General features: G+C 64.4%; 21 protein-coding genes. 7 read left to right on the top strand and 14 right to left on the bottom strand.

Going from position 1 to position 23681, the window contains the following annotated elements; translation table 11 throughout:
- Positions 1-109: 109 nt before the first annotated feature.
- From CXR02_RS09095 to CXR02_RS09135, 9 genes are all read right to left on the bottom strand, one after another.
- Positions 110-1132, bottom strand: coding sequence for a LacI family DNA-binding transcriptional regulator (locus tag CXR02_RS09095; protein WP_104061680.1), 1023 nt, complete (start codon positions 1130-1132; stop codon positions 110-112).
- Positions 1133-1193: 61 nt separating this feature from the next.
- On the bottom strand, positions 1194-2795 hold the full coding sequence (locus tag CXR02_RS09100) for a GMC oxidoreductase (protein ID WP_104061726.1): 1602 nt from the start codon (positions 2793-2795) through the stop codon (positions 1194-1196).
- 5 nt (positions 2796-2800) lie between these two features.
- Positions 2801-4018 carry a glycoside hydrolase family 88 protein gene (locus CXR02_RS09105; RefSeq protein WP_104061681.1) on the bottom strand — a complete coding sequence of 406 codons (1218 nt, stop codon included), beginning with the start codon at positions 4016-4018 and terminating at the stop codon, positions 2801-2803.
- A gap of 26 nt (positions 4019-4044) precedes the next feature.
- A complete protein-coding gene (locus CXR02_RS09110) occupies positions 4045-5562 on the bottom strand; it encodes an aldehyde dehydrogenase family protein (RefSeq protein ID WP_104061682.1) in 1518 nt (505 codons plus the stop codon).
- A gap of 43 nt (positions 5563-5605) precedes the next feature.
- A complete protein-coding gene (locus CXR02_RS09115; protein WP_104061683.1) occupies positions 5606-6430 on the bottom strand; it encodes an enoyl-CoA hydratase/isomerase family protein in 825 nt (274 codons plus the stop codon).
- Positions 6427-8694, bottom strand: a complete 2268-nt coding sequence (locus CXR02_RS09120; protein ID WP_104061684.1) for a GMC family oxidoreductase — start codon at positions 8692-8694, stop codon at positions 6427-6429. The genes CXR02_RS09115 and CXR02_RS09120 overlap by 4 nt, the downstream gene beginning before the upstream one ends.
- 35 nt (positions 8695-8729) lie before the next feature.
- Positions 8730-10364 (bottom strand): acyl CoA:acetate/3-ketoacid CoA transferase, encoded by a 1635-nt coding sequence (locus tag CXR02_RS09125; protein ID WP_104061685.1) that lies wholly within the window; start codon positions 10362-10364, stop codon positions 8730-8732.
- An 18-nt stretch (positions 10365-10382) separates the two neighbouring features.
- Positions 10383-11393, bottom strand: a complete 1011-nt coding sequence (locus CXR02_RS09130; protein ID WP_104061686.1) for a Gfo/Idh/MocA family protein — start codon at positions 11391-11393, stop codon at positions 10383-10385.
- Between the two features lie 10 nt (positions 11394-11403).
- A complete protein-coding gene (locus CXR02_RS09135) occupies positions 11404-12423 on the bottom strand; it encodes a LacI family DNA-binding transcriptional regulator (protein WP_104061687.1) in 1020 nt (339 codons plus the stop codon).
- A 270-nt stretch (positions 12424-12693) separates the two neighbouring features.
- On the opposite strand from CXR02_RS09135, the gene CXR02_RS09140 reads away from it, so the two are divergent.
- The 7 genes from CXR02_RS09140 to CXR02_RS09170 all read left to right on the top strand — a co-directional run bounded on the left by CXR02_RS09140 (position 12694) and on the right by CXR02_RS09170 (position 19466).
- Positions 12694-13986 (top strand): ABC transporter substrate-binding protein, encoded by a 1293-nt coding sequence (locus tag CXR02_RS09140; protein ID WP_104061688.1) that lies wholly within the window; start codon positions 12694-12696, stop codon positions 13984-13986.
- A 78-nt stretch (positions 13987-14064) separates the two neighbouring features.
- Positions 14065-15072, top strand: coding sequence for a carbohydrate ABC transporter permease (locus CXR02_RS09145; RefSeq protein WP_104061689.1), 1008 nt, complete (start codon positions 14065-14067; stop codon positions 15070-15072).
- A gap of 98 nt (positions 15073-15170) precedes the next feature.
- Complete coding sequence (locus tag CXR02_RS09150) at positions 15171-15983, top strand: carbohydrate ABC transporter permease (protein WP_258060882.1); 813 nt, start codon at positions 15171-15173, stop codon at positions 15981-15983.
- The gene (locus CXR02_RS09155) at positions 15980-16942 is read left to right on the top strand and encodes a sugar kinase (RefSeq protein WP_104061691.1); all 963 of its coding nucleotides are present in this window, start codon (positions 15980-15982) and stop codon (positions 16940-16942) included. Before CXR02_RS09150 ends, CXR02_RS09155 begins: the two co-directional genes overlap by 4 nt.
- Before the next feature lie 52 nt (positions 16943-16994).
- On the top strand, positions 16995-17627 hold the full coding sequence (locus CXR02_RS09160; protein WP_104061692.1) for a bifunctional 4-hydroxy-2-oxoglutarate aldolase/2-dehydro-3-deoxy-phosphogluconate aldolase: 633 nt from the start codon (positions 16995-16997) through the stop codon (positions 17625-17627).
- Between the two features lie 88 nt (positions 17628-17715).
- Entirely contained in the window at positions 17716-19191 is a 1476-nt protein-coding gene (locus tag CXR02_RS09165; RefSeq protein WP_104061693.1) for an MFS transporter, read from the top strand.
- Positions 19192-19199: 8 nt separating this feature from the next.
- Positions 19200-19466, top strand: coding sequence for a hypothetical protein (locus tag CXR02_RS09170; RefSeq protein WP_104061694.1), 267 nt, complete (start codon positions 19200-19202; stop codon positions 19464-19466).
- A gap of 154 nt (positions 19467-19620) precedes the next feature.
- Here the strand turns inward: CXR02_RS09170 and CXR02_RS09175 are convergent, their stop codons facing one another.
- The 5 genes from CXR02_RS09175 to CXR02_RS09195 all read right to left on the bottom strand — a co-directional run bounded on the left by CXR02_RS09175 (position 19621) and on the right by CXR02_RS09195 (position 23677).
- Positions 19621-20349: an amino acid ABC transporter ATP-binding protein gene (locus tag CXR02_RS09175; RefSeq protein WP_276203716.1), complete on the bottom strand. Its 729-nt coding sequence runs from the start codon at positions 20347-20349 to the stop codon at positions 19621-19623.
- Positions 20350-20357: 8 nt separating this feature from the next.
- On the bottom strand, positions 20358-21047 hold the full coding sequence (locus tag CXR02_RS09180; RefSeq protein ID WP_258060883.1) for an amino acid ABC transporter permease: 690 nt from the start codon (positions 21045-21047) through the stop codon (positions 20358-20360).
- Entirely contained in the window at positions 21040-21711 is a 672-nt protein-coding gene (locus tag CXR02_RS09185; protein WP_056340879.1) for an amino acid ABC transporter permease, read from the bottom strand. Before CXR02_RS09185 ends, CXR02_RS09180 begins: the two co-directional genes overlap by 8 nt.
- A gap of 85 nt (positions 21712-21796) precedes the next feature.
- Positions 21797-22636, bottom strand: coding sequence for a transporter substrate-binding domain-containing protein (locus CXR02_RS09190; protein ID WP_181037176.1), 840 nt, complete (start codon positions 22634-22636; stop codon positions 21797-21799).
- A 291-nt stretch (positions 22637-22927) separates the two neighbouring features.
- On the bottom strand, positions 22928-23677 hold the full coding sequence (locus CXR02_RS09195; protein WP_104061728.1) for an SDR family NAD(P)-dependent oxidoreductase: 750 nt from the start codon (positions 23675-23677) through the stop codon (positions 22928-22930).
- Positions 23678-23681 lie beyond the last annotated feature (4 nt).

The raw sequence follows: 23681 nt of genomic DNA on the forward strand, positions 1-23681 counted from the left end.
GAACAGTGCGGACTGGCGATACGAAGAGGTCGTGGTCGGCCTTTTGTGGCAGACCGGACACCGTTACGTTTGCCATCTGCCCGGTTCCCCGGCGATCGGCGCGGTGTGGTCAGCGTCGGGGACGCCAGGTCGCTGTTGAGGACCGGATTTTGAGTTGGGGTTGGATGAGGGTCAGCTGTGTGGGTATGTCAGCGTTTCCGTCAGCGAGGCGGGTCATGAGCATCTCGGTGCCCTTTGCTCCGATCTGCTGGGGGAATCCGGCGACGGACGTCATGGGAGGTACTTGGCTTGCAGCGATGCGGGTGTCATCGAATGATGCGACTGCCAGGTCGCGGCCGGGTTCCAGGCCACGGCGGCGCATTTCGTCGTAAACGCCCTGGGCGACGGCGTCGTTGTAGGCGATGATCGCGTCCGGGAGTTTGCCTTGGTCGAAGAGCCGACCGACGGCGGCTGCGCCCCCTTCGGGGGTGATGGGGCTGCGGAATTCGTCCGTGCTCCACACTTCGCAGCCGTTGGGTTCAAGTGACGCCCTAAGGCCTTGCTCCCGTTCGGTGAGGGAGGATGCGGTCAGGCCACCGAGGAACGCCACGCTTCTGCAGCCCAAGGCCGAGAGGTGGTCTCCGAGGATAGTTGCCCCCTTGACGTTCTCGCTGCCCACGTAGTCGAAGCCGGCGAATCGGCGGGCGAGCAGCACCACCGGGACGTTGGCGGCATTGAGGTGCTTGGAGAGTGCCTCCGGGTCAGTGTCGGGCGCCGGGAGCAGGAGGATCCCGTCGACCTGGCGTTCGATCATGGAGGAGATGATTTCCAGCTGCCGGTCAGCATGGTCGCGGCTGTAACCGATGAAGATGGTGTAACCGGCATCGTGGGTTATCTGGTCGACAGCCATTGCCAGCTCGGCGAAGTAGGGGTTGATGATTTCCGTGACGATGAGCCCGATGGTCATGGAGCGGCTCTGGCGCAGGTTGGCGGCCTGCCGGTTGTACACGTAGCCCAGCTCGTTCATGGCTTCGCGTACCTTGACCGCTGTGGACTCCGGGATGCGGGAGCTGCCTCGAACGACGAGGGAAGCGGTCGAACGTGAGACGCCGGCGGCCTTGCTCACGTCTTCGAGGGTGATGCGCGGGGCCATGCTGGAATCCTGCCGGTGGTTCGATAGGCGGAGAAGCGGCGCTCCCCGCTTCTCGACTTTATCAATCCTTTTCCAACGAACCTTGGACGGAGGCGTTGCCCGCGCCGAGGATGGTGTCCGCAACGCGGAGGGCGTTCGCTGCAATGGTCAGGGCCGGGTTGAGTGCCGCCGAGGAAGGGAAGAAGGAGCTGTCCACGACCCAGAGGTTGTCCAGGTCATGCGTACGGCAGTCCGGGGTGAGAACGCTCGTGGCGGGATCGTGTCCTGCTACGGCTGTTCCGCATTGGTGGGAGTTGGTTTCGATGCCCATGCGCTCAGTGAAGATGACCGGATATCCGGCCTTCCGGACGGCCCGACTGATCCGGCGGACCAGTTCGCCATGGGGCTCCAGGTTGTTCGGCTCCCACCAGACATGGATTCTGCCGTTGACAACACTGATGCCGTTGCTTCGCCGGGGCAGGTCCTCAGTGCTGAGGTAGATGTCCACACTGCGGTCGGACATGGCTTTCAGGACCCAGGTCGGCGCCCAGGGTCTGGCCATCTTGAGCATGCTGGCGCGCAGCTTGCCGAGCATCTGCAGGTTCCCCAGCGGGTACCGGTTGGTGGGTCCGGCTTCGTACCAGTCGTTGAGGCCGAGGGTTTTCTGCCAGAGGGTCGGGTTGACCTTGAACGGGTTGATGCCGAGGAAGAAGGTGCTGTTGTGCACCATGTAGTTCCGGCCCACGAGTCCGGAGGAGTTGGCCAGCCCCCGGGGATGCTCAGGAGTGGCGGAGCTCAAGAGCAGCGCCGCCGAGTTGACTGCCCCCGCGGCGAGGATGAACTTGTCAGCTTCGACCCGGATGATCCGGTCATCCCTCTCGGCCAGGGCTGCGACGATGGTGCGGCCGTCGGGCCCGAGAATCAGGCGGGTAACCTTGGTGCCTGTCGTGAGTTCAACCCCGGCCGCGAGCGCCGGGTTGATAGCGACTTTCTCGGCGTCGGACTTCAACCCGGCCTCGTTCGGGGCACCGTCGCTGGTGGCGCACAACGCCCGCTTCTCGGGGGTGTCGGCGTCCAGGCCGTTGGGCATCCGGAAGGGGTGCAGTCCTTGCCCGCGCAAGGAGTCGGCGAGGCGCTGGATGGCTGGCTCGTGATTCAGGGGCGGGTGCGGGTAGGCCTCGGAGTGCGGGGGTTCGGTCGGGTCTTCGCCGATCCGGCCCCTGACCCGGTAGAGCTTTTCGGCCCGGGTGTAGTACGGCTCCAGGTCCGAGTAGCTGAAGGGCCACGCCGGCGATGTCCCGTCCTGGTGCTGGGTCTCTTCGAAGTCGCTGGCGCGGAAGCGGGGCAGGCAGGCGCCGTAGACCTTGGTGTTTCCGCCTACCCAGTAGTAGACGCCGGGTTTGAAGGGTGCGCCTGTGTTGCCGTTGTACCAGGTGTCGGCGTTCTTGTAGCGGCCTTTGAGGTAGACCTCGTCGAGGTCGGAGTTCTGCGGTTCCGCGGGCAGCCGGTGGCCGCGTTCGATGATCAGGACCTTGGCGCCGGAGTCCTTGAGTGCGTAGGCCATGGTTCCGCCGCCCATGCCGGATCCGATGATCGCGATGTCGGTCCGGATGACCTCATCCGGACGCGCAGAGGGCATCTGCGCGTCCGGAAGAGGTGTCTCGTCAATGGTTGCCCTAGGCATGGTGGTCAACGGCTCCGCTGGGCTTCGTCGAACTGCTGGATCTGGTCGACGGTATCGAGGAACCAGTAGTCGCCCCACATGACCGATTCGTCCACGCCCAGGTCCTTGCCTTCGTGGTAGCTGCCGTGCTTGAGCACACCTTCCCACTCTTCGCCCGGGCTGGCGAGGAAATCGTCTTCGGTCAGGCGGCGCAGGATGTTGACGGCATAGTCGGCGTACATGCGGGCCTTAGTCCGGTCCGGGACAAGGCCGGCAAGCTGCCAGAATCCGCCGGCGGCCGCGGCTGCGGCGGAGGTTTCGTATGGCCTGACGGGGTTGGGTTCTGCCCAGTCGTTGGGCGGAACGAGGCGGTCGCCGGTCTGCTCGATGTAGAAGTCGGCTGCTGCGATGGCTGTTTCGAGGAAGCGCAGTTCGCCGGTGAAGCGGTAGACGGTGCCGAAGCCGTACAGTGCCCAGGCCTGGCCGCGGGCCCAGGATCCGTCGTCGGAGAAGCCCTGCTGGGTGGTCTGCTTCAGGAAGGCGCCGGTTTCCAGGTCGAACATGCCCTCGTGCGAGGCGGAACCGTCGCCGCGCATCAGGAACCTGCGGGTGGTCAGGCAGTGATCCACGGCTTTGCGGGCCATGTCCTGGTCACCGGTCTGCTGTGCTGCGTACAGGGCCATGTGGATGTTCATCATGATGTCGATGAATAGGCTGTCGGGCTGGCGGAAGCTGGGCATGTACTGCCCGGATTCGCGGTAGCGGCTTGCCGTGGTGCGTCCGGCTTCGATGACGACGTCGCGCTTGGTGGTGTCGCCGGTCGCTTCGAACCAGCGCCGGTAGGTGGACCAGAAGAGGAATCCCAGGTCGTGGACGGTGTTGTCGCTCTTTCGTTCTTCGATGAGCTCGGAGTAGTGCTCGGCCGCGCTGCGGAAGCGGGCACGGTCGGCCTCGTCGGCCCGGTGTGAGAGCATCCACAGCTGACCGCCGAGGAAGCCTTCGCACCAGTTGGTCCAGGCTTCGCCGTCGACCACCCATCTACCTTCCTCGGTGTAGAGCGGGAAGCGGTCTGGGTGCTTGGTGATCAGCCCATCGAGTTTCGCGGAGGCGGTTTTCCACGCCTTGTCGGCGGACTCACGGAATCCTGCCGGCACCTCGTACCCGGCAGGGAGGGTGAGCGGCAGCATGGTGGGCAGGACGACGGCCTGGGCGTGTGCCGGGGCCGTGGTGGTTGTGGTTGTCATGTCTGGTTTTCCTTCAGGGAGGTGTCTTAGCGGCGGGGGGCGTCGGGGGCGTCGACCCAGCGGTTTTCGCGGAGGCCGACCTGGAGCTGGATGGTCTTCAGTTCGCTGAACTCCGCGAGGGCCTGGCGGCCGAGTTCGCGGCCGATGCCGCTGTGTCCGTAGCCGCCGAACGGTACTTCGGGGTACCCGTCCATCCAGCGGTTGACCCAGACGGTCCCGGCGCGCAGGTCGCGGGCGGCGGTCAGGGCTTCGTTGATGTCGTTGCTCCAGATCCCGGCGGACAGGCCAAACGAGGTGGAGTTGGCTATCCCGATGGCCTCCTCCAGGGTGTCGTAGGACAGCACGGACAGGACGGGACCGAATATTTCATCTGTCGCAATGGACATCTGCGCGGTGACGTCGGTGAAGACGGTTGGCTGGAAGAAGCGGCCGTTGAGGCCGGTATCGAGCCGGTCACCACCGGTGAGGAGGTGGGCGCCGGCGTCGCGACCTTCGGCCACGTAGCGTTCGACGACGGCGAGCTGGGCGTCGTTGACGAGGGATCCGACGAGGGTGTCGGACTTGAGCGGATCGCCCACGCGCATGTGCTTGGCCCGTTCGACGACGGCGGCGGCGAACTCGTCGGCCATGGAGCGGTGCACGATGAGGCGGCTGCCGGAGTTGCAGCACTGGCCGACGTTGAAGTAGCCGCCGAAGACACCTGCGTCCACCGCGGCGGTGAAGTCGGCGTTGGGCGTAATGATCTGCGGGTTCTTACCGCCCAGTTCCAGTTCGACCTTCTTCAGGTCCCGGCCCGCGGCGGAGGCGATGCCCTTGCCCACGCCGGTGGAGCCGGTGAAGCTGATCATGTCAATGCCGGGGTGCTCCGCGATGGCAGAGCCGACAACGCGGTCGCCGGTGACAATGTTCACCACACCGTCCGGGAACCCTGCTTCGCGGATCAGCTGTCCCAGCATCACCGTGGTGGCTGAGGTGCTTTCGCTGGGTTTGACCACGGCGGTGTTACCTGCCGCCAGCGCGAACGGAAGCTTCTGGCTGATGATCAGCAATGGGAAGTTCCAGGGCGTGATCATGCCGACGACGCCGATGGGTTCGTGGACCACCATGGCCAGCGTGTCCCGGCCCAGGGCGTTGTGGGCCTCGCCCTGGGTGTTCCGGGCGAGGCTGGCGGCGTATTCCCAGAGTTCGGCTGTGCCGGCGACTTCGTTGCGGGACTGGGTGATGGGTTTGCCGGTCTCAAGGGTTTCGGCCAGGGCCAGGGGTTCGGCGTCGCGGCGGACGAGGTCGGAGACTTTCAGCAGGAGTTTGGACCGCTCGGACCCGCTGGACTGTCGCCAGCCCCGGTCCAGGGCTTTTCGGGCGGCGGTGACGGCACGGTCGACGTCTTCCTGTCCGCCTTGCGGGAATGAACCGACTTCGACTTCGTGGGCGGGGCTCAGCCGGGTGAACGTTGCCCCGCTCAAAGCCTGGGCGTCTTCGCCGTCGATGATCATCGGCCGGTAGGTGGGCTCAACGTCGTCGAGCGTGTAGCTCTTGGTTTCCATTACAGGTGTCCTTAGAAAATGTTGTGTGGTCCGGCTGGCGGTGTCAGTTGTCCGTAAAGTGCGCTGGGCGCTTTTCGCGGAAGGCGGCTACGCCCTCGGTGAGGTCGTCGGTCGCGGCGGCAAGGCCGCTGGCCAGGGCTTCGAGAATCCGGGAGGGTGCCCCGTCGGCCGCGGCGTCGATCAGCTGTTTACTCAGTTGTACAGCCAGGGGTGCTCCGGCGAGAATGTCTGCGCTGAGGCGGGCGACGGTCGCGTCCAGATGATCCTTGGGCGCGGCGGCGGTGGCCAGCCCCCAGGTCACTGCCTCGTCGCCGGTGAGCTGACGTCGGGTCAGGATGAGCTCTTTGGCGCGGGCCCTGCCGACGAGCTCGGTGGCACGCTCGGTGCCACCCCATCCTGGAATCGTTCCGAGCCCCGTTTCGGGCAAGGCGACACGGGCCTCGGAGGCGATCACGCGGAAGTCGCAGGCCAGGGCGAGTTCGAGTCCGCCGCCGAACGCGAGCCCGTCGATGACGGCGATGCTGGGTTGGCGCAGCGCGGCGATGGCGTCGAAAGCGCGGTGCCCGGTGGCGATCCAGTCCCGCCACATCCCTGCCGCGCCGAGGTCAGCGAAGTGGTTGATGTCTGCGCCGACACAGAAGACTTTGTCACCGGCGGTACGCACGATGACCAGGCGGGCGGAAGAGGCGGTGACCTCCCGGGCGGCAGCGGCTAGGTCATCGAGAAGGGACAGCGTCAGCGCGTTCAGCTTCGATGCGCGGTCGATGAGGATGGTGGCTGTGTGCCCGTCAGGTGAGTAGTCAACCGTCACCCGTTCGGCGGCCTGTTCGGTTGTCCGTGGTGTGACGGGGGTGGCTTCGATGCTCATGGCTGGTCCTTTCGCTGGCCGCCGAGCTCGCCGGCGAGGTATTCGGCGGCGCGCATGACGATCGCCCAGATGGTCAGGGTCGGGTTGATGCCGGGGCAACTGGGGAAAGCGGCGCCGGAGTACATGTACAGGTTGGGGGTGTCGTGGACAGCGAGGTATTCATCCAGCACCGTGCCCGCGGGGTCATGGCCAAAGCGTGCCCCGCCGAGGTCGTGACTGGAGCCGACACCGGTGAAGTAGGGTCCCTGCCAGGTCTTGGTAGCTCCCATGTCCTTGAGCAGTCCGGTTGCGCGGTCAGCCATCCAGGATGCGAGGCGTCGCTCGTTCTCGCGCAGCCGGTAGGTCACGCGGACCAGCGGCATGCCGAGCCCGGAGGAGTCGCGGTGCCGGGGGTCGATTTCCAGCCGGTGCGATGCATAGGGCAGCGCATCTGGCTGGATGCGGATCACGCCCTGCTGGGACCAGAGCTTGAGGTGGTCACGGTAGCCGGCACCCCAGCGGCGGACGTCCTCGGGCAGGGTTTCGCGGGCGATCTGCAGCGGCAGGGCCTGCTGTTCGGCGCCGAGGGTTGCGCCGCCGATGAAGCCGTGGTCCAGTGATCGGAACTCGGGGGAAAGGTAGTCGTCCAGGACGACGCCTTGGGCGGCGGGACCGGTGTGGCGGTTGAATTCGGTGCCCGGGAACATGGCATCCACATGGCCGAACATCTTGGTCATGTAGTGCAGGCCCAGCTGGCCGGCGTTGTTGCCGACGCCGTTCTCGTGCTTCGCGTCGGCGGACAGGTACATCAGGCGCAGGTTCTCGTAGGTGTAGGCGGACAGGATGACCGAGCGGGCGTATTGGCGCCGGACCCGGCCGAGCGGGTCCACCCACTCAACGCCACGGGCGGCGCCGGAGTCATCCATGATGATCCGGGTGACGCGTGAATGCGTGCGCAACTCAAAGTTCCCGGTTTCGATGGCGGCAGGCACGGGGCCAAGGCCCGGGTGCCAGCGGTCGCCGCGGAAGGAACCTAGTCCGTTGTTCCAGGTGCTGTATCCGGTGGCGGGCCGCCCGCCGTAGGACTCGGTGGTGAAACCGACGGGGACAGGGTGCGGGTGCAGTCCGGCGGCCTTGGTGGTCTCGGTGAACTTGTTGCCCAGGATGAACGGACGCGTTGCCGGCAGCGGGAGCGGCTTGCTGCGCTTGATGAAGGGGTTTGATTCGTCGCCGGCGATGCCGATCAGGTGTTCGAGCTTCGTGTAGAACGGCTCGAGCTGATCGTAGGTCACGGGCCAGTCGGCCAGGGTGCAGTCCTCCGGCAGTGCGTTGGGTCCGTAGAGGCCGTCGTAATGGCTCTTGGGAGCGAACTGCCAGGGGTGGAAGCGCCGCAGCCAGGAACCGTAGTGTCCGGCGGAACCGCCGACGCCGTTGACCATGCGGCCCAGGGAGAACGTGGCCTCGCGGCTCTCATCCTCGTCCGCGGATTCGCGCCAGCGCGGGGTCTCCTGCTGGAATTTCGGGCCAAGCCCGCCACGGGTGTAGTAGGCGTGTTCGAGTTCGTCCGGAAGGAATTCATCCAGCGGTCGGAACGGCCCGGCTTCGAGGCCGACGACGCTCAGGCCTGCCTCGGCGAAGACCTGGGCGCTGAGTCCGCCCATAGCGCCGACGCCGACGAGCAGGACGTCCACTTCATCGGTCATCCGGGGGTTGACGGCGTTCTCGTAGCCGAGCTGCTTGAGCCGGTGGCCCTCGGTGTCGCGGGGGATTTCCTGCATCGCGTCGGCGAGGGTCTTGATAACCCCGCCCTTGGTCACGTGTTCGGTGCTGAGGTTTTCCTCACCCGAGTTTTCAAGCCAAACACCGGGGTGTTTGAGGAACTTCCAGCCGACGGCGTCCTTGTTGCCGCCGTGGGCCGGGTCCGCGAAGAGACCCTCCTGCAGGTGGGCAATGACCTGTCCGAACAGGTCCCGTTGGTCCTTCGCCGCGAGCTGGTCGGTCAGTTCGCCCTGTTCGAGCAGCATCAGCATGTCGGTGCGTTCGTCCAGTGTGAGGGCGGCGAAGTTCCTGCCGTGCTTGTTGTCCGCGTAGCGGTCCAGGGCGCCGAACAGCCACTGGTAGCGGGGGAGGTCCTTACGTCCGTAGCCCTCCAGGGTGAGGTCCAGATACTCGGTGACTCCCGCATTGCGGACGTCGGGACTGTCACCGTCGGAGGGGAACATCGCCTCGAACAGGGCATCGGCGAGTTCGGTTTCGTAGGGCGTCAGGATACGGAAGCTTCTCATGGCAGGGAGTTCCTTTCGGGCGTTTCGGCCGTGCGTCAGTGCGCGGCCAGTGCGGACGAGCGCTGTTCGATCCGCTCGTGCAGCGGCAGCGTCGGAAGGTGGAGGCCGATCGGGGCGTCGGCGAACAGGGCGAGGTCCATGGTGCGCAGATCCGCTGAAACGATCAACGGGAATTCACAGCGGTCCAGTACGTCCTTTTGAAGGTCGATGCCCGGCGCTATTTCGGTGACGACCAGACCTTCAGCGGTCAGCTCCAGGACGGCGCGTTCGGTGATGTACTTGACTTTCTGGCCGCGGGCCAGCGCCCGGGGCCCCGAGAAGGTGACGGCCGAAACATCGTTGACGAGCTTGGTGAAGGGCCCGTCGGAGCGGATGTCCAGGCCGTCTTCGCCGGCGGCGATGTCACGGCGGCCGGCGGTGAAAGCGCCCATGAAGATGATCTCGGGGGCCGAGGAGGTGATGTCGGCAAACCCGCCGACGCCCGCGGTGACGTGGCGCTTTTTGGGCAGGTGATGGACGTTGACGTTGCCGTGCCGGTCGATTTCCAGAAAGGAAAGCAGCGAACGGTGGAAGCCGCCGCCCTGCAGGAGGGTGAACTGGTCGATGCTGGGCATGATCGCGTCGGGGTTCTGGGCGCAGCCGAACGCAAAGTCCAGCAGCGGGATGCCGCCGACGGCGCCCTGTTCGATGACCCAGCTGACTTCCCGTCCCTGGTCTTCTTCGACCAGGACGTGGGGGACGAGGGCGGAGACACCGAAGCCGAGGTTCACGATTTCGCCTGCTTTGAGCTCCTGGGCGGCGCGGCGGGCGGTGATTTTCTCCAGTGAGAAATCGACGTGGGGGAGCGAGCTCAGTGGACGGCGGAGCTGCCCTGAGATGGCGGGGTCGTTTGGCGTGAGGGTGGTCTGCAGCTGGTCTGCGGCGATCACGATGGCATCGACGAGGATGCCGGGCACTTTCACGTGTTGGGGGTGGAGGCTGCCGGCCTCGGCCAGGCGCTTGACTTGGGCGATGACGACTCCGCCGTTGTTGTGCGCGGCGTAGGCCAGGTCGAGGGCTCCGAGCGGGGATCCCTCGTCCTCGAAGGTCAGGTTGCCGTATTCATCGGCGGTGGTGGCGCGGATGATGGCGACGTTGGGGATGACGGAGGGGAAGAACAGCCATTCTTTCCCGGACAGTGTGGCGGTCTCGACGTGCGCGACGGGGGTGGTGTTGTTCATACGGCCGCCCTGGAGCCGGGGGTCGATGAAGGTGTCCAGACCGACCTGGGTAAAGACGCCGGGCTGCTTCGCGGCCGCGGTGCGGTGCATCTGGTAGATGACGCCGGACGGGAAGTTATAGGCCTCCACTTCCTCGCGTTCGATCATCTGCCAGATCAGGGGCGGCTCGGCGCTGGAGGGACCGGAGGGGTATGAGCCGGCGATGACTTTGCGCAGCAGCCCGGGCCGGGCGATGTGGTCGATGCCTTTGACCCCGTACATGTCGCCGGCGGCGATCGGGTGAACCGAGGTCAGGTTTTGCGGGCGCGAGGTCTCCTCGAACCGCTGGCCGATTCCGGCCAGGACGCTGTCCGGGCACCCCAGGGCGCTGGAGGAGCTGACGGTGATGACGTCGTCGTCGTTGATGAGCTCGGCTGCCTCGCGGGCTGTGAGGATCTGTACCTTCTGCATGATGTTTCTTTCTGGCTGTTAGTTGAGGTGGACGGTGCGTCCGGAGAGTGCGGATTCCTGCGCCGCGACGGCAACTTTGAGGGCCATCAGGCCGTCCCTGCCCGTTGCGGTGGGAACGCCGGTCCCGTCCACGGCGGCGGTGAACGCCTGCACCGCGATGACGTAGAGATCCTGGGAGCAGTCGACGTCGATGCTCTGCCGGCCAGCTCCGGTGGTCAGCAGTACCTGGCCCCCGGTGTCCTGGGTCATGGCATCGAGCACTTCGATGGTTCCGGCCGTGCCGTGGACTTCAAGCGAGGTCCCGGCGAATCCGACGGTGAATGAATCGTGGGTCTGTGCCAGAACCGGAGGCCGGCCGCTCCGTTCGTAGCGGATGACGGTCATGGCTGCATCGTCCTGGCCGCCGGTGTTCCAGTCGGCCTGATTCACCGCGACTGCGCTGACAGCCACGGGCGTACCCAGCAGCGGGTTCAGCACGGAGGCGTCGTGGCAGGTGATGTCCAGGATCACCCCGGAACCGGGTGTTCCACCACCGATCCGCCAGCCGCGCAGGCGCTCCGGCAGGAGTACGGCGTGTGCAATTTTGGCTGAAAGCACGGTTCCGATGGCCCCGGCGTCGACGAGTTCCCGGACCTTGGCATGGAGGGGACTGCCGGGAAGGTGGTGGTTGGCAGCAAGGACCAGACCCAACTCTTCAGCAAGGTCCACCATGGCCTGGGCCTGGTCTGCGGTGAGGGCCAGCGGCTTCTCGCACAGGACGTGCTTGCCTGCCCGCAGGGCATGGCAGGCCTGATCGAAGTGCTTGTCGTTGGTCGAGGAGATGTAGACCGCGTCGATGTCCCAGGCAAGGATCTCGTCAAGATCCGTGGTGGCGCCGGCCAGCCCGTTGCTGGCGGCAAATTCCCGGGCGCGTTCTGCTGATCCGCTGAAGACCCCGACAGTCTCGCCTCCAGTGCTGCGGATGGCGCCGATCACTCGGGTGGCAGCGATGTCACTGGCGCCGATGAGGCCCCACTTCAGTGCTGGCATTTGGTCACTCCTATGTTCTGGGTCGCCACTGGGCGGTGGAGGCGCGGACTTTCAGCGCCGGGTCGATGAGGGAACGCTGGGGTTCCAGGGACGGGTCGCGGATGCGGTTCAGCAGCAGCTCCGCGGCTGTCCGCCCGATGAGTTCCGGGTAAGTTGACACCGAAGTCAGCGGAGGCAGCAGCAGTTCCGCCATCGCAATGTCATCGAAGCTCGCGACCGAGACGTCCCGGCCCGGTTCGAGGTTCCTGCGCCGCAGTTCGGCGTAGATGCCGAGGGCGACGGCGTCGCTGTAGGCGATGATGGCGTCCGGCCACACACCCTGATCCAGCACCCGGGCAATTCCTTCAGCCCCGCCCGCGGCGTTGTTGGTCGTTGCCGCGGACAGCAGGGGATCAAAGGTCACACCGCTCCCGGCGAAGCCGGCCTCCAGGCCCTTGATCCGCTCCGTCCTGGCCGAGGAATGATCAGGTCCGCCGATCAGAACAGCAGAGGCCGCGCACAGCGAAGCGACATGCTGGGCGAGCTGCGTCCCGGCAGCAATATTGTCGGGTCCCACATAGTCGAGCTCTTCCGAAAAATAGCGGGCCAGCTGCAGGACCGGCACGGAGGAACGGTCCACGATTCCACAGATAGGATTCAGCTCCGATCCCGTCGCGGGAAGCAGGAAGATGCCGTCCACCTGCTGCTGGACCATGGTCTCCAGATGCAGGGACTGCCGTTCCACATCGTCCCTGCTGTAACCCACGAACAGGGTGTATCCCGCTTCGTGGGCGGCTTCCTCGATGGCCATGGTCAGCCCCGCAAAATACGGGTTACGGATGTCCGTGACGAGGAGACCAAGGGTCATGGATTCACTGCGGCGCATATTCGCTGCGTGCCGGTTGTACACGTAACCGAGTTCAGCCATGGCCAGCCGGACACGGTCGGAAGTGGCCTCCGGAATGCGTGAGCTGCCGCGCAGGACCAACGACGCAGTAGATCGAGACACTCCAGCGACGCGGCTGACATCATTCAGCGTAATTTTTTTCACTTGGGTTCCACCTCCTTCGTAGACGTTTCCATATTTCTATCATGTTTCGCTGAAGGTTGCTAGACCGATCTACTAAATCTACATGATGCAAAAATAGCAAAACTTGGCCATATGGCAGCACCCTGGACGATGCGTCCGCGGGGAGTGCGGGAAGAATTCCCTGATTCACGTTAAGACTATTGCATCGATCTACTTAACTATGTAACCTGAACCACAACGCAGGCTCTAGCCGGGCCATTCCGGCGTCTGACAACCCAAAGGAGAGTAGTCATGCGTGCATCAACCAAGCTCAAGACCTCACTGGCCGTAACGGCCGCCGCAAGCCTCATCGCAGTAACTGGTTGTTCGGCCAACCAGCCCTCAGGAAGTTCCGACGGTGGGGGAACCGACAAGCTGGAAATCACTTCGTGGTGGACCTCCGGCTCTGAAGCCGACGCGCTGAATGTGCTCATCGACGGCGTGAAGAAGGGTTCACCGGGACTGTCGGTGGACAATGCAGCCGTATCCGGCGGCGGCGGCTCCAATGCCCGGCAGGCGCTGGCTGCCCGGCTCCAGGCCGGAAGCCCGCCGGATTCGTGGCAGGTGCACCCGGCGGGGCAGCTCAAGAGCTACGTGGTCGGCGGTCAGGCGGCTGACCTGACGGACCTTTGGACCGAGGGCGACTGGGCCTCCCAATTGCCCAAGGACGTGGCCGAAGCACAGCAGGTAGACGGTAAGTACTACACCGTTCCCATCGGTGTGCACCGCGGCAATGTCCTGTGGACCAACCCTTCAGTGCTCACCAAGGCCAACGTCACCATCGATCCCACCGGTGACCTGGACGCGCTGATCGCGTCACTGCAGCAGGTCCAGGACAGCGGGACAACGGCTGTGTGCCTCGGTGACAAGGACATCTTCGCTTCGTCCCAGCTGCTGGAATCCATCATTATGTCCCGGGCCGGAGCGGACAACTGGAAGAAGCTCTTCACTAATGAGTACTCCTTCGACGCCCCCGAGGTGAAGCAGGCCCTGGAGGATTACAAGACCATCCTCTCCCTGGCCAACAAGGACCATTCCGCGATCACATGGGACGAAGCCTCAAAGAACATGGCTGAGGGTGACTGCGCAGTCAACCTCATGGGTGACTGGGCCTACGGTGAACTCCTCAACGCCGGCAAAAAGCCCGGAACGGACTTTGGCTGGGTGGCCTTCCCCGGGAAAGAAGACATTTTCGACTACGTCGGCGACGGCTTCTCCATCCCCGCCAAAAACATCCCGCACGCCGAAGCCGCCAAAGCCTGGCTGAAGACCCTGATGGATCCGAAAATCCAGACGGACTTCGCGGCGAAGAAGGGATCCATCCCTGCCCTAAGCACCGCTGATATCTCCGGACTGTCCCCGTACCAGCAGGAGGCCGCGGCGAGCTTCAAGTCAGCAGCGGTGGTTTCATCCCTTGCCCACGCACAGGCGTCCGGCGCTGAATTCGCCCAGACCTACGCCGACGCCGTATCCACCTTCAACGGCAGCGGAAACATCGCCGCCTTCACCGCCAGCATGACGCAGGCGCAGAAATCCCAGCTGTAACAGCCGGCTAGCCAACCCAAGTCGCCAAGGGTGTGGCTGCAGTCCGATGCAGCCACACCCCGGACAGGATCAGTTCTCATGACAACCTCAACAGCACTGCCACCCGCCCCGGCGGGTCCCCGCCCCAGGGCCAGGAAAACAGTCCCCCACAACGTCAAGACCTCCCGCCGCGCCGCGTGGATCTTTGCCCCCAGCCTGCTGGTCAGCTTCCTCTTCGTGTACGTCTTCATCGGCATCACCGTCTACATCTCCCTCTCCAACTGGAAGATCGGCACCAGCCCTGACCTGAGCCTCCGCCAACCCCTAGGCGGCACGTACGGCGAAATCGTCCAGGAACAGCGATTCCAGGCTGACATCCGGAACGTGGTGATCTTCACGATCATCTTCCTGATCTTGTCCATACTCGGCGGCCTCGTCGCGGCGCTCTTCATCCACCACGTGACCGTCGGCAAGAGCCTGTTCCGGACCGTGTTCCTGCTGCCGTACGCGCTGTCCTTCATCGTCACGGGTGTGGCCTGGCGCTGGATCTTCGCACCCTCCACCGGCGTCAACGAAATTCTGCGGAGCATAGGGATCGAAAACCCGCCCGGCTGGACCACCGACACCACCATCCTCGGCGCCCTGAACGATCCCACGGGCACGGATTTCCTGAAAGTCCAATTCGGCATCCCCGTCGCGCTGTTGCCCATCATCTTCGCCGCAGCCTGGCAGCTGGTGGGCTTCGCCATGGCGATGTACCTCGCCGGTCTCGCGTCCATCCCGGAAGAACACCTTGAGGCTGCAAGCGTCGACGGCGCCAGCACCTGGCAGCGGCTGCGCCACATTGTCCTCCCGCAGCTATGGCCCTCCACCATCACCTGTTTTGTGCTCCTGCTGCACGTAGCCCTGAAGATCTTCGACCTCGTCGTCGCGATGTCAGGCTCCGGCCCCGGATTCGTCACGGACGTCCCCGGTATCTACATCTACAACTACCTCACCAGCCGTTACGACAAGGCTTCCGCGATGGCGATCATCCTGCTCCTGCTGACCCTCGTGGTAATCGTCCCGTATCTCATCCGCGGATATCGGAAAGAGCGAAAGGCATAGAAATGGCCGTCGAAACACTTGAACCGACCCCGTCACGTCCCATCGAGTCCGCACACCGGCGGTTGGTCCCCGCGGGCAAAAAGCCCCGGTCCTGGAGAATGCCCAAGACCCCAGGGGAGTGGGTGGTCCTCGTTGTCTGCGCCGTCGCAACCTTTGGCATGCTCGTACCCGTTTACGTCATCCTCACGACGGCACTGTCCGGGAGCACCGGAGCACCCAGCTTCTTCCTCGCCTTCCCTGACGCGCCCAGCCTGGACGCCTTCAAGGGTGCCTGGACAAAGCTCCATGGCTCACTGGCAAACTCTCTCCAGATCACGATCCCTGCGGCCCTGATCTCCTGCCTCCTGGGCTCGATCAACGGCTACGTTCTCTCCAAGTTCCCGTTCCGGGGGTCCAACGCCCTGTTCACGGTTCTCCTCGTCGGGATGTTCATCCCGTTCCAGGCAGTCATCATTCCCGTCTTCCAGTTCCTGAACATGCTCCACCTCCAAGGCAGCATAATCGGCCTCATTGTGGTTCACGTCATCTACGGCATCCCGATCACGACTCTCATCTTCCGCAACTACTACGAGGGCATTCCCAGCGCCATCATCGAGGCCGCCGCCATTGACGGGGCCGGGATCTGGAAGACCTACTTCCGCGTCATGCTCCCGCTGTCCGTCCCCGGCTTTGTGGTCGCCGGAATCTTCCAGTGCACCAACATCTGGAATGACTTCCTGTTCGGGTTTATCCTGGCCTCCCCGGCGGCCTGGCCGGCCACCGTCACACTGAACAACCTCATCGGCACCACCACCGTTGACTACTCCGAACTGATGGCCGGCGCCGTTCTCGTCGCCGCCCCCACGGTCCTTCTCTACCTCATCCTGGGCCGCTACTTCGTCAGCGGACTCACCGCCGGAGCCGTCAAATGACGGCACTGGACATCCTGTGCGTCGGAGAGACCATGGCAGTCATCACGCCGGCGAAACCCGAGCCCCTTCTCCGGGCCGAAGCATGCCTGCTCGGCATCGGAGGAGCCGAATCCAACGTCGCTGCCCATCTGGCCGAGTTTGGCTACAGGACCGGATGGGCAAGCAGGCTCGGCCAGGACCCCTTCGGAGACCGCATCATCGAGGGCCTTCAGGCACGTGGTGTCGACGTCAGCCTGGTCACCCGGGACAGCGCCGCCCCCACGGGCGTGTATTTCAAGGACCCTGACCTCGGCCACGGCGCCAAAGCCCTCTATTACAGGGCGGGATCGGCGGCCTCCCGGATGGCACCGGATGACTCCCGGAACTGGCCGCTGGAGCAGACAGGCTGGATCCACACCAGCGGTATCAACGCCGCCCTCTCGGCCTCGTGTTCGGACCTGACCGGGCACCTCCTCACCAACGCACCAGACGCGGGCTACAAAGTCTCCTTCGACGTCAACTACCGCCCGGCCCTGTGGAAGGTTGAGGTCGCAGCGCCGCGCCTGCTGGAACTGGCCAACATGGCCACCGTGGTCCTCGTCGGCCTCGACGAAGCTGAAACTCTGTGGGGCTGCAGTACTGCCGACGACGTCGCCGCGCTCCTGCACGGCCCACGCCACCTCGTCATCAAGGACTCGGCCACGGAAGCAGTGGAATTCGTCCGCGAGGACAACAACCACGAGCACGTGTTCCGCGTCCCTGCCCACCGCGTCGACGTCGTCGAACCCGTGGGAGCCGGAGACGCATTTGCCGCCGGCTACCTCGCCGGGCTGCTCCGCGAAGACAGCCCGGAAGACCGGCTGGCCCTCGGACACTCTTTCGCTGCCTGGACCTTGGGAACACGCGCGGACTTCCGGCCGGGCCACGGCACCGTTCCACGCAGCTTCGGTTCCAACGGCAACCACATCAGCGTCAGCTGACCCCCGGACGCCACCGAAGACCGCCCGCACCACAACCCCGAAAGAGAACACCTTGGCACACACCCTCCCTCAGAACTGGTTCCACGACGACTTCTTCCGGGTCCCGGTCATAGCCGTCCTCCGCGGCCTCACCCCGGCAGAGGCCGTCAAGTCAGCAACCCGGGCCTGGGACGCGGGCGTTGAACACGTCGAAGTGACAATCGAGACCCCCGATGCGATACCTTCACTCGCCGCTGTCGCCAGCGCAGCGACTGAGCGTGGCGTCGCCGTCGGCGCCGGAACCATCGTCAGCGTGGAACAGCTCGATGCCGCCGCAGCAGCCAACGCATCCTTCACAGTCTCCCCGGGCCTGGACGAGAGCATTGTCCACGAAAGTATCCGCCGCGGCCTTCCGCATCTGCCCGGTGTGGCGACCGCCAGCGAAATCCTCCGGGCCAGGGCCTTCGGGCTGTCCTGGGTCAAGGCGTTCCCGGCGTCCGTCCTGGGGCCGGACTGGGTCAAAGCCATGAAGGGACCTTTCCCGGACGTACAGTTCATCGCCACCGGCGGAATGCGGGCAGCCACGGCCCTCACGTACCTCGAGGCCGGCGTCAGCGTCGTCGGACTCAGCTCAGACTTTTCAACCGACGACGGCGCCGCGGCAGTCAGGGAGCTCGTGGCATCACGGACCTCGGCCCGATATTAACAACCTCCGCACAGGCCCTGGCTATCGGCAGGGACACCGCAAACGCTATAACCGGCAAGATCCTTGCCACTCAAGATAGGTAATCAACATGTCAATTAACGATCGCGTTAAGGCCGCGCCGGCCGCCACCACGAACACGGTGACCCGCGCAGATCTGCTCCGCGCAGCGTGGGCCAGTTCTTTGGGCAGCGCATTGGAGTACTACGACTTCGCCCTCTACAGCCTGGCTTCTGCGCTGATTTTCGGCCCGCTCTTCTTCCCCGGGACCAACCCCTCCACAGGGCTGATCCTCAGCTTCGGTACCTATTTCCTCGGGTTCGCCGTGCGCCCGCTGGGCGGGATCATCTTCGGACGGCTCGGCGACCGGCTCGGACGCAAGTTTGTGCTGCTCGCCACGGTCACACTGATGGGCGGGGCAAGCACGCTCATCGGCTTTCTGCCGACCTACAACGGGTCGGCAGGCGACTGGTACGGCGGGGGAGTGGGCATTCTCGCACCCATCCTGCTCATCACCCTGCGGCTTCTCCAGGGCCTCGGTGCCGGTGCAGAAATGGCCGGCGCGTCGATCCTGATGACCGAATATGCTCCCCGGAAGGAGCGCGGCTTCTACGCCTCGCTGCCGTTCCTGGGAGTGCAGGTCGGCACGGTTACGGCAGCCCTCGTGTACTTCGTCCTGCTCAATGCCAACCAGGCTGTCAAGATCACCGACACGTGGCTGTGGCGTATCCCCTTCCTGGCAAGCGTCGTCATCCTGTTTGTTGCCATCTTCATCCGGCTCAAGCTCAAGGAATCTCCGACGTTCTCCAAGCTCGAAGCGCATCAGATGATCGTGGACAGGCCGCTGGCCACGCTGATCAAGACCTCACGTAAAACGCTCCTCCGTGGGATCGGACTGCGGCTAGCCGAGAACGGATCGTCATCGATTTACCAGGCGTTGGCCATCGGCTACGTCACCAGCGCGGCAGTGGGAGTGACCGGCCCAATCGGCGCGCTGTCCCTGGTGTTCGCCGCCAGCCTGGGCGCCGTCGTCGTCCCGATCGCCGGCAAGCTCTCCGACCGCTTCGGGCGCGTCAAGACCTACCGCGGCTTCGCCATCTTCCAGCTCATCGCCGCCTTCCCCGTCTGGTACGTCCTCAGCCTGGGAGACACCGTCCTGACCATCGTGGTCCTTTCGCTCGGCCTCGGAATTGGCACCTGGGGAATGTTCGGTTCACAGAGTGCATTCATGTCCGAACTGTTCGGCTCACGCCAGCGGTATCTGGGCGTCTCGGTCGCCCGCGAAATCTCCGCCGTCATCTCCGGCGGCGTTGCACCCCTGATCGGTGCATGGATCATCTCCCTGGTCGTGGCAGCGAACGGCGGAACAGTCGTCGCGGAAGCAGGCCTCGGCGCCTGGCTGCCGATCGCCGGGTACCTCGCCCTGCTGACCGCCATCACTATAGTGGCGACCTTCTTCACGCCGGAGACGATCGGCCGCGACTTGGATGACCCGAGGGACGCCATCGACGATCCCGCAACCGTGGAAACACACCGAACCGCCGCGTACAGCGGTACCCAGGCCTAGGTGCTGGCATGATCGGCTTCAACCCTGACCACGGCACCTTCACCAGCCCCACCACCGCACATCTCGGACAGGCCCGTCGGATCGGGGAAGGGGAGTGGGCGGCCGTGGACAACTACGGCCGCCCGGTAGCGACCATATGGTCGCCCTACCTTGGGCGCCCGGACACGTTCCGGTGCGATCCACTGCCCCACACGCAGTATGTCGACGCCGAAGAGGCCGACGATTTCACAGTTGTCCTGGATTACGCACTGAATAACTTCGGCCCGGCCCGTTGACCCTCCCGGGCGACATTCCGTGAAACCCAGCCCGACGAGGAACACCAGGGCGACGACGCGGGAGGGCCACGAGCAACCTTGGGCGCGCGGGCACCAACCACCGAGCGGACGACGGCGGGAAGTCCCGCCGTCGTCCGCCTACTGCCTGTCTCCGTTACAGAACCTTGCTGAGGAACCCCTGAGTCCTGGCGTTCCGCGGCGAGGAGAAGATCTCATCGGGGGAGCCTTCCTCGACGATCAGTCCCTGGTCCATAAAAAGCACGCGGTCAGCGACTTCCCGGGCGAAGCCCATTTCGTGGGTGACCACCACCATGGTCATGCCCTCATTGGCCAGGTCCTTCATGACGGTCAGCACTTCGCCGACAATTTCCGGGTCGAGGGCTGAGGTGGGCTCGTCAAAGAGCATGATTTTTGGATCCATGGCCAGCGCACGGGCTATGGCTACACGCTGCATCTGACCGCCGGACAGGCTCCCGGGGAAGGCCTCCATCTTTTCGGCCAGTCCCACCTTTGCCAGCAGCATTTCGGCCTTGGCGCGGGCTTCGTCCCTGTTGACCTTGGCCACCTTGAGCGGGGCCAGCATAACGTTGTCGATGACCTTCAGGTGCGGGAACAGGTTGAAATGCTGGAAGACCATTCCCGCTTCCTGCCGGACCAGGTTGATGTTCGTTTTCGAATCGTCCAACCGGTGCTTGTTGATCACGATGCTGCCGGACGTGATCGATTCCAGGCCGTTCATGCACCTCAGGAACGTGCTCTTGCCTGAACCCGAGGGGCCGATGACGCACACCACCTCACGCTCACGGATGTGGCAGTCAACGCCTTTGAGGACATGGTTCGGGCCGAACTTCTTATTCAAATTCTCAACAAAAATCACAGTCATATTCCGATCTAAACGCTCGCGGGCTCGGGTAGTTTGAGGGGGTCCACGTGGATGCCGGTCCGTTTCTCGTACAGGCGCCCCAGCAGGGAGATGCTGTAGCAAATGACGAAGTACATGGCGGCGACCGTCAGGAACGTCATGATGGGGTCACCGGTGAGGTTGGTGACGATGTTGCCCGCGTGCGTCAGTTCCACCAGCCCGGTCACCGTCACCAGGGAGGAATCCTTCACCAGGCCAATGATGAAGCCGACGCCGGGCGGAACCATGATCTTCCTGGCCTGCGGCATCACCACATACCGGAGCTTCGCCCAGTAGTTGAGGCCGAGGGCATCTGCAGCCTCACTTTGTCCCCGGGGCACCGCTTCGATGCTGCCACGCACAATTTCCGCCACATAGGCGCCGGCGAAGCAGGTCAGCGCAATGACGGCCGAGGTGAACTTGTCCAGTTCCAGTCCGGGGAACAGCAGCGGGATCCCGAAGAAGATGAAGAAGATGATGACCAGAATCGGGATGCCGCGTACGCAGCTGATGTAGATGGTGCTGATCCACCGGGCGATCCTGCTGGGGGACGTTCGGGCAATGCCAAGGATCAGCCCGAAGATGCTGCCGAGAATGCCGGACATGGCGCAGAGCTGAATGGTCAGCCAGGCCCCCTTGGCCAGCGGAATGAGGTCCTGCCAATCAAAGGCCCTAAACACGTGCGCCCACCGCCCACCGGAACAGCGTCGTTTCGGCCCGTTTCGAGGCCAGGGACAGCAGGGCGGATACGCCAAGGTAGAGCAGCCCGCCCACTGCCAGCACCTCGATGGTCCGGTACGTGGTGTTGCTGACGCTCATGATCGCGTTGGTCAGTTCAGGAAGCGAGATGATGGATCCAATCGACGAAGCCAGGAACAGCAGAATCAGCTGGTTGGTCAGTGCAGGGAAAACGTTCCGGGTGGCCGGCAGCAGGACGATGTAGCGCACGATCTGGGCGTTCTTCATGCCCAGCGCCTTGCCAGCCTCACGGAGGCCGTGGGGCACCGACTCGAAGCCGGCCCGGTAAATTTCCGCCGTGTATGCGGCGTTGTTGAGGGTCAGGCCAATAACGGCGGCCCAGATGGGTTCGAGGTTGATGCCCAGCGCGGGAAGGGCAAAGTAGATCAAGTACAGCTGCACCAGCAGAGGCGTGTTGCGGATGGCCTCGATGTAGCACGTGCAGAAGATGCTGACTGCTTTTCCGGGCCCGACCTTCCCCAGGTACAGAAAGACGCCGAGTGCGCTTCCCGCCACCATGGCCACGAGCGTGATGTACAGAGCTGTCCAGAGCCCCTCAAGCAATAGCGAGCTGAACGGGAGAAGGTCTCCGAAATATAAAGCCATGAGCAAAGGGTCCTATCCGTGAACGGCGGTGTGGGTGAATGACTGCCTGCCGTCCACCCACACCGGAGAGTGCGTCCGAATACTGTTAGTGGGCGAGGAAGGGCGGAAGTTCCAGCCCGAACCACTTCTGCAGGGAGGCCTCGTTCTGTCCGGAGATGGTGTAGTTCCGGATGAAGTTGTTGATGTAGTTAACCCACGTCTGGTCGCCCTGCTTGACGCCGATGGAGAACAGCGCCGGCTTGATCGGGTCGCCCTTGAGCACCTGGAATGCGGACGGATCACTCTTCACGAGCCCGCCGATGATCGCGTTGTTTTCAATCAGCGCGTCTACCTTGCCGCTCTTGAGGGCCTGGATGGAATCGGCCGTGGTGTTGAAGCCGGCGATCTTGGCGTTCGGGAAGGTGGCCTTGAGGATTTGCTCGCCCACACTTCCGCGCGACGTGGCCACGGATTTCCCGTCCAGATCCGCGTAGCTGGCGATCGGGCTTCCCACGGGCACCATAAAGACCGTGGAGCTGGCTGCGTACGGCTCGGACATGTCCACCACCTGGGCACGCGCATCCGATGCCGTGAAGGTGGCAATGACAGCGTCCGCCTTGTCGGTCTGCAGCAGCGGGATGCGGCTTTCGTTCGTGGCCGTGACGAACTCAACCTTGGCGCCTAGCGAGGCGCCGAGCGCGTTCGCGACGTCAATGTCGAACCCCTCGTGCTCACCTGATGACGTCATCACGCCGTATCCCGGAGAGTCGGCACTGACGGCGATCTTGATCGTCTTCGTCTTGAGGATCTGGGTGAGGTGGCTGTCCGCCACGGCTCCTGTTGCGCTCGCAGCGCCGGCCGAGGCGCCGCCGGAGGAGCAGCCTCCCAGCGTGAGTGCCAACGCGATAGCCGGAACAAGAAGCAACTTCGGTGTTGCTTTGAACATGGTGCTCTCCTGGAGATTGTTGATGCGGATCGGATGCGGGGTGACGGAGTCCGGGGATCCCGGTCGTTCGCCGTCGAAGATCATATAGGAATACGCACTATCATATAGGGGATGTGACGCAGGTCAAGACCCTCCTGAAAACCGCTTGCGTGCGCTCGCCGGAAGGGGGTGGCGCGGTTAGTCCAGACACGCCAAAGGCGCCGCCGTGCCCCGATAAATCAGGACACGACGGCGCCTCGCAGCTTCTACTCCGACGGGGCGTTACCCCCGGGACGTTACCCCGACGGGACGCTACTCGACTGGACGCAGGCGTACCGCCTGCATGCCGCCGTCGACCGCCAGTTCAGTGCCCGTCGTCGAACCGGCCAGCGGACTGGCCAAGTACGCAATCGCCGCTGCAACCTCCTCCGGCGTGACCAGGCGGCCGTGAGGCTGGCGGGCCTCCAGCGCCGCGCGTTCCGCCACAGGGTCATCCGCCTGGCCCAGCAGCCGGTTGATCCAGGGCGTGTCAGCCGTGCCCGGCTTGACGCAGTTGACCCGGATGCCTTCGCGGACGTGATCGGCCGCCATGCTGAGCGTCAGCGCCCGGATGGCGCCCTTGGTGGCCGCGTAGAGTGCGCGGGCGGGCAGCCCGGCCGTGGCGGCGATGGAGGACGTGTTGACGATCGCGGCGGCGGGGGACTGCCGGAGATGGGGCAGGGCGGCACGGCTCACCCGCACCGCGCCGATCACGTTGACGTCCAGGACGCGCTGCCATTCGGCGTCGTCGTTGTCCGCAACAGTGCCCTGGGCTCCAATGCCCGCGTTGTTGACCACGACGTCGATCCCGCCGAATTCGCGGGCAACGCGGTCGACGGCGGCACGCACCGAAGCGTCATCGGCCACGTCGCATCTGATTGACAGGGCAGCTCCGGACGCCGCCTCGGGATTCAGATCCAGCACCGCCACCTTCGCCCCGTGCCGGGTCAGATGCGCCGTTGTGGCCGCTCCGATGCCGGAAGCCCCGCCCGTGACGATGGCACGGATGCCTTCAAACTCCATGCCT

This window comes from Arthrobacter sp. 4R501 (genome assembly GCF_002929755.1).
Taxonomy (GTDB): Bacteria; Actinomycetota; Actinomycetes; order Actinomycetales; family Micrococcaceae; genus Arthrobacter.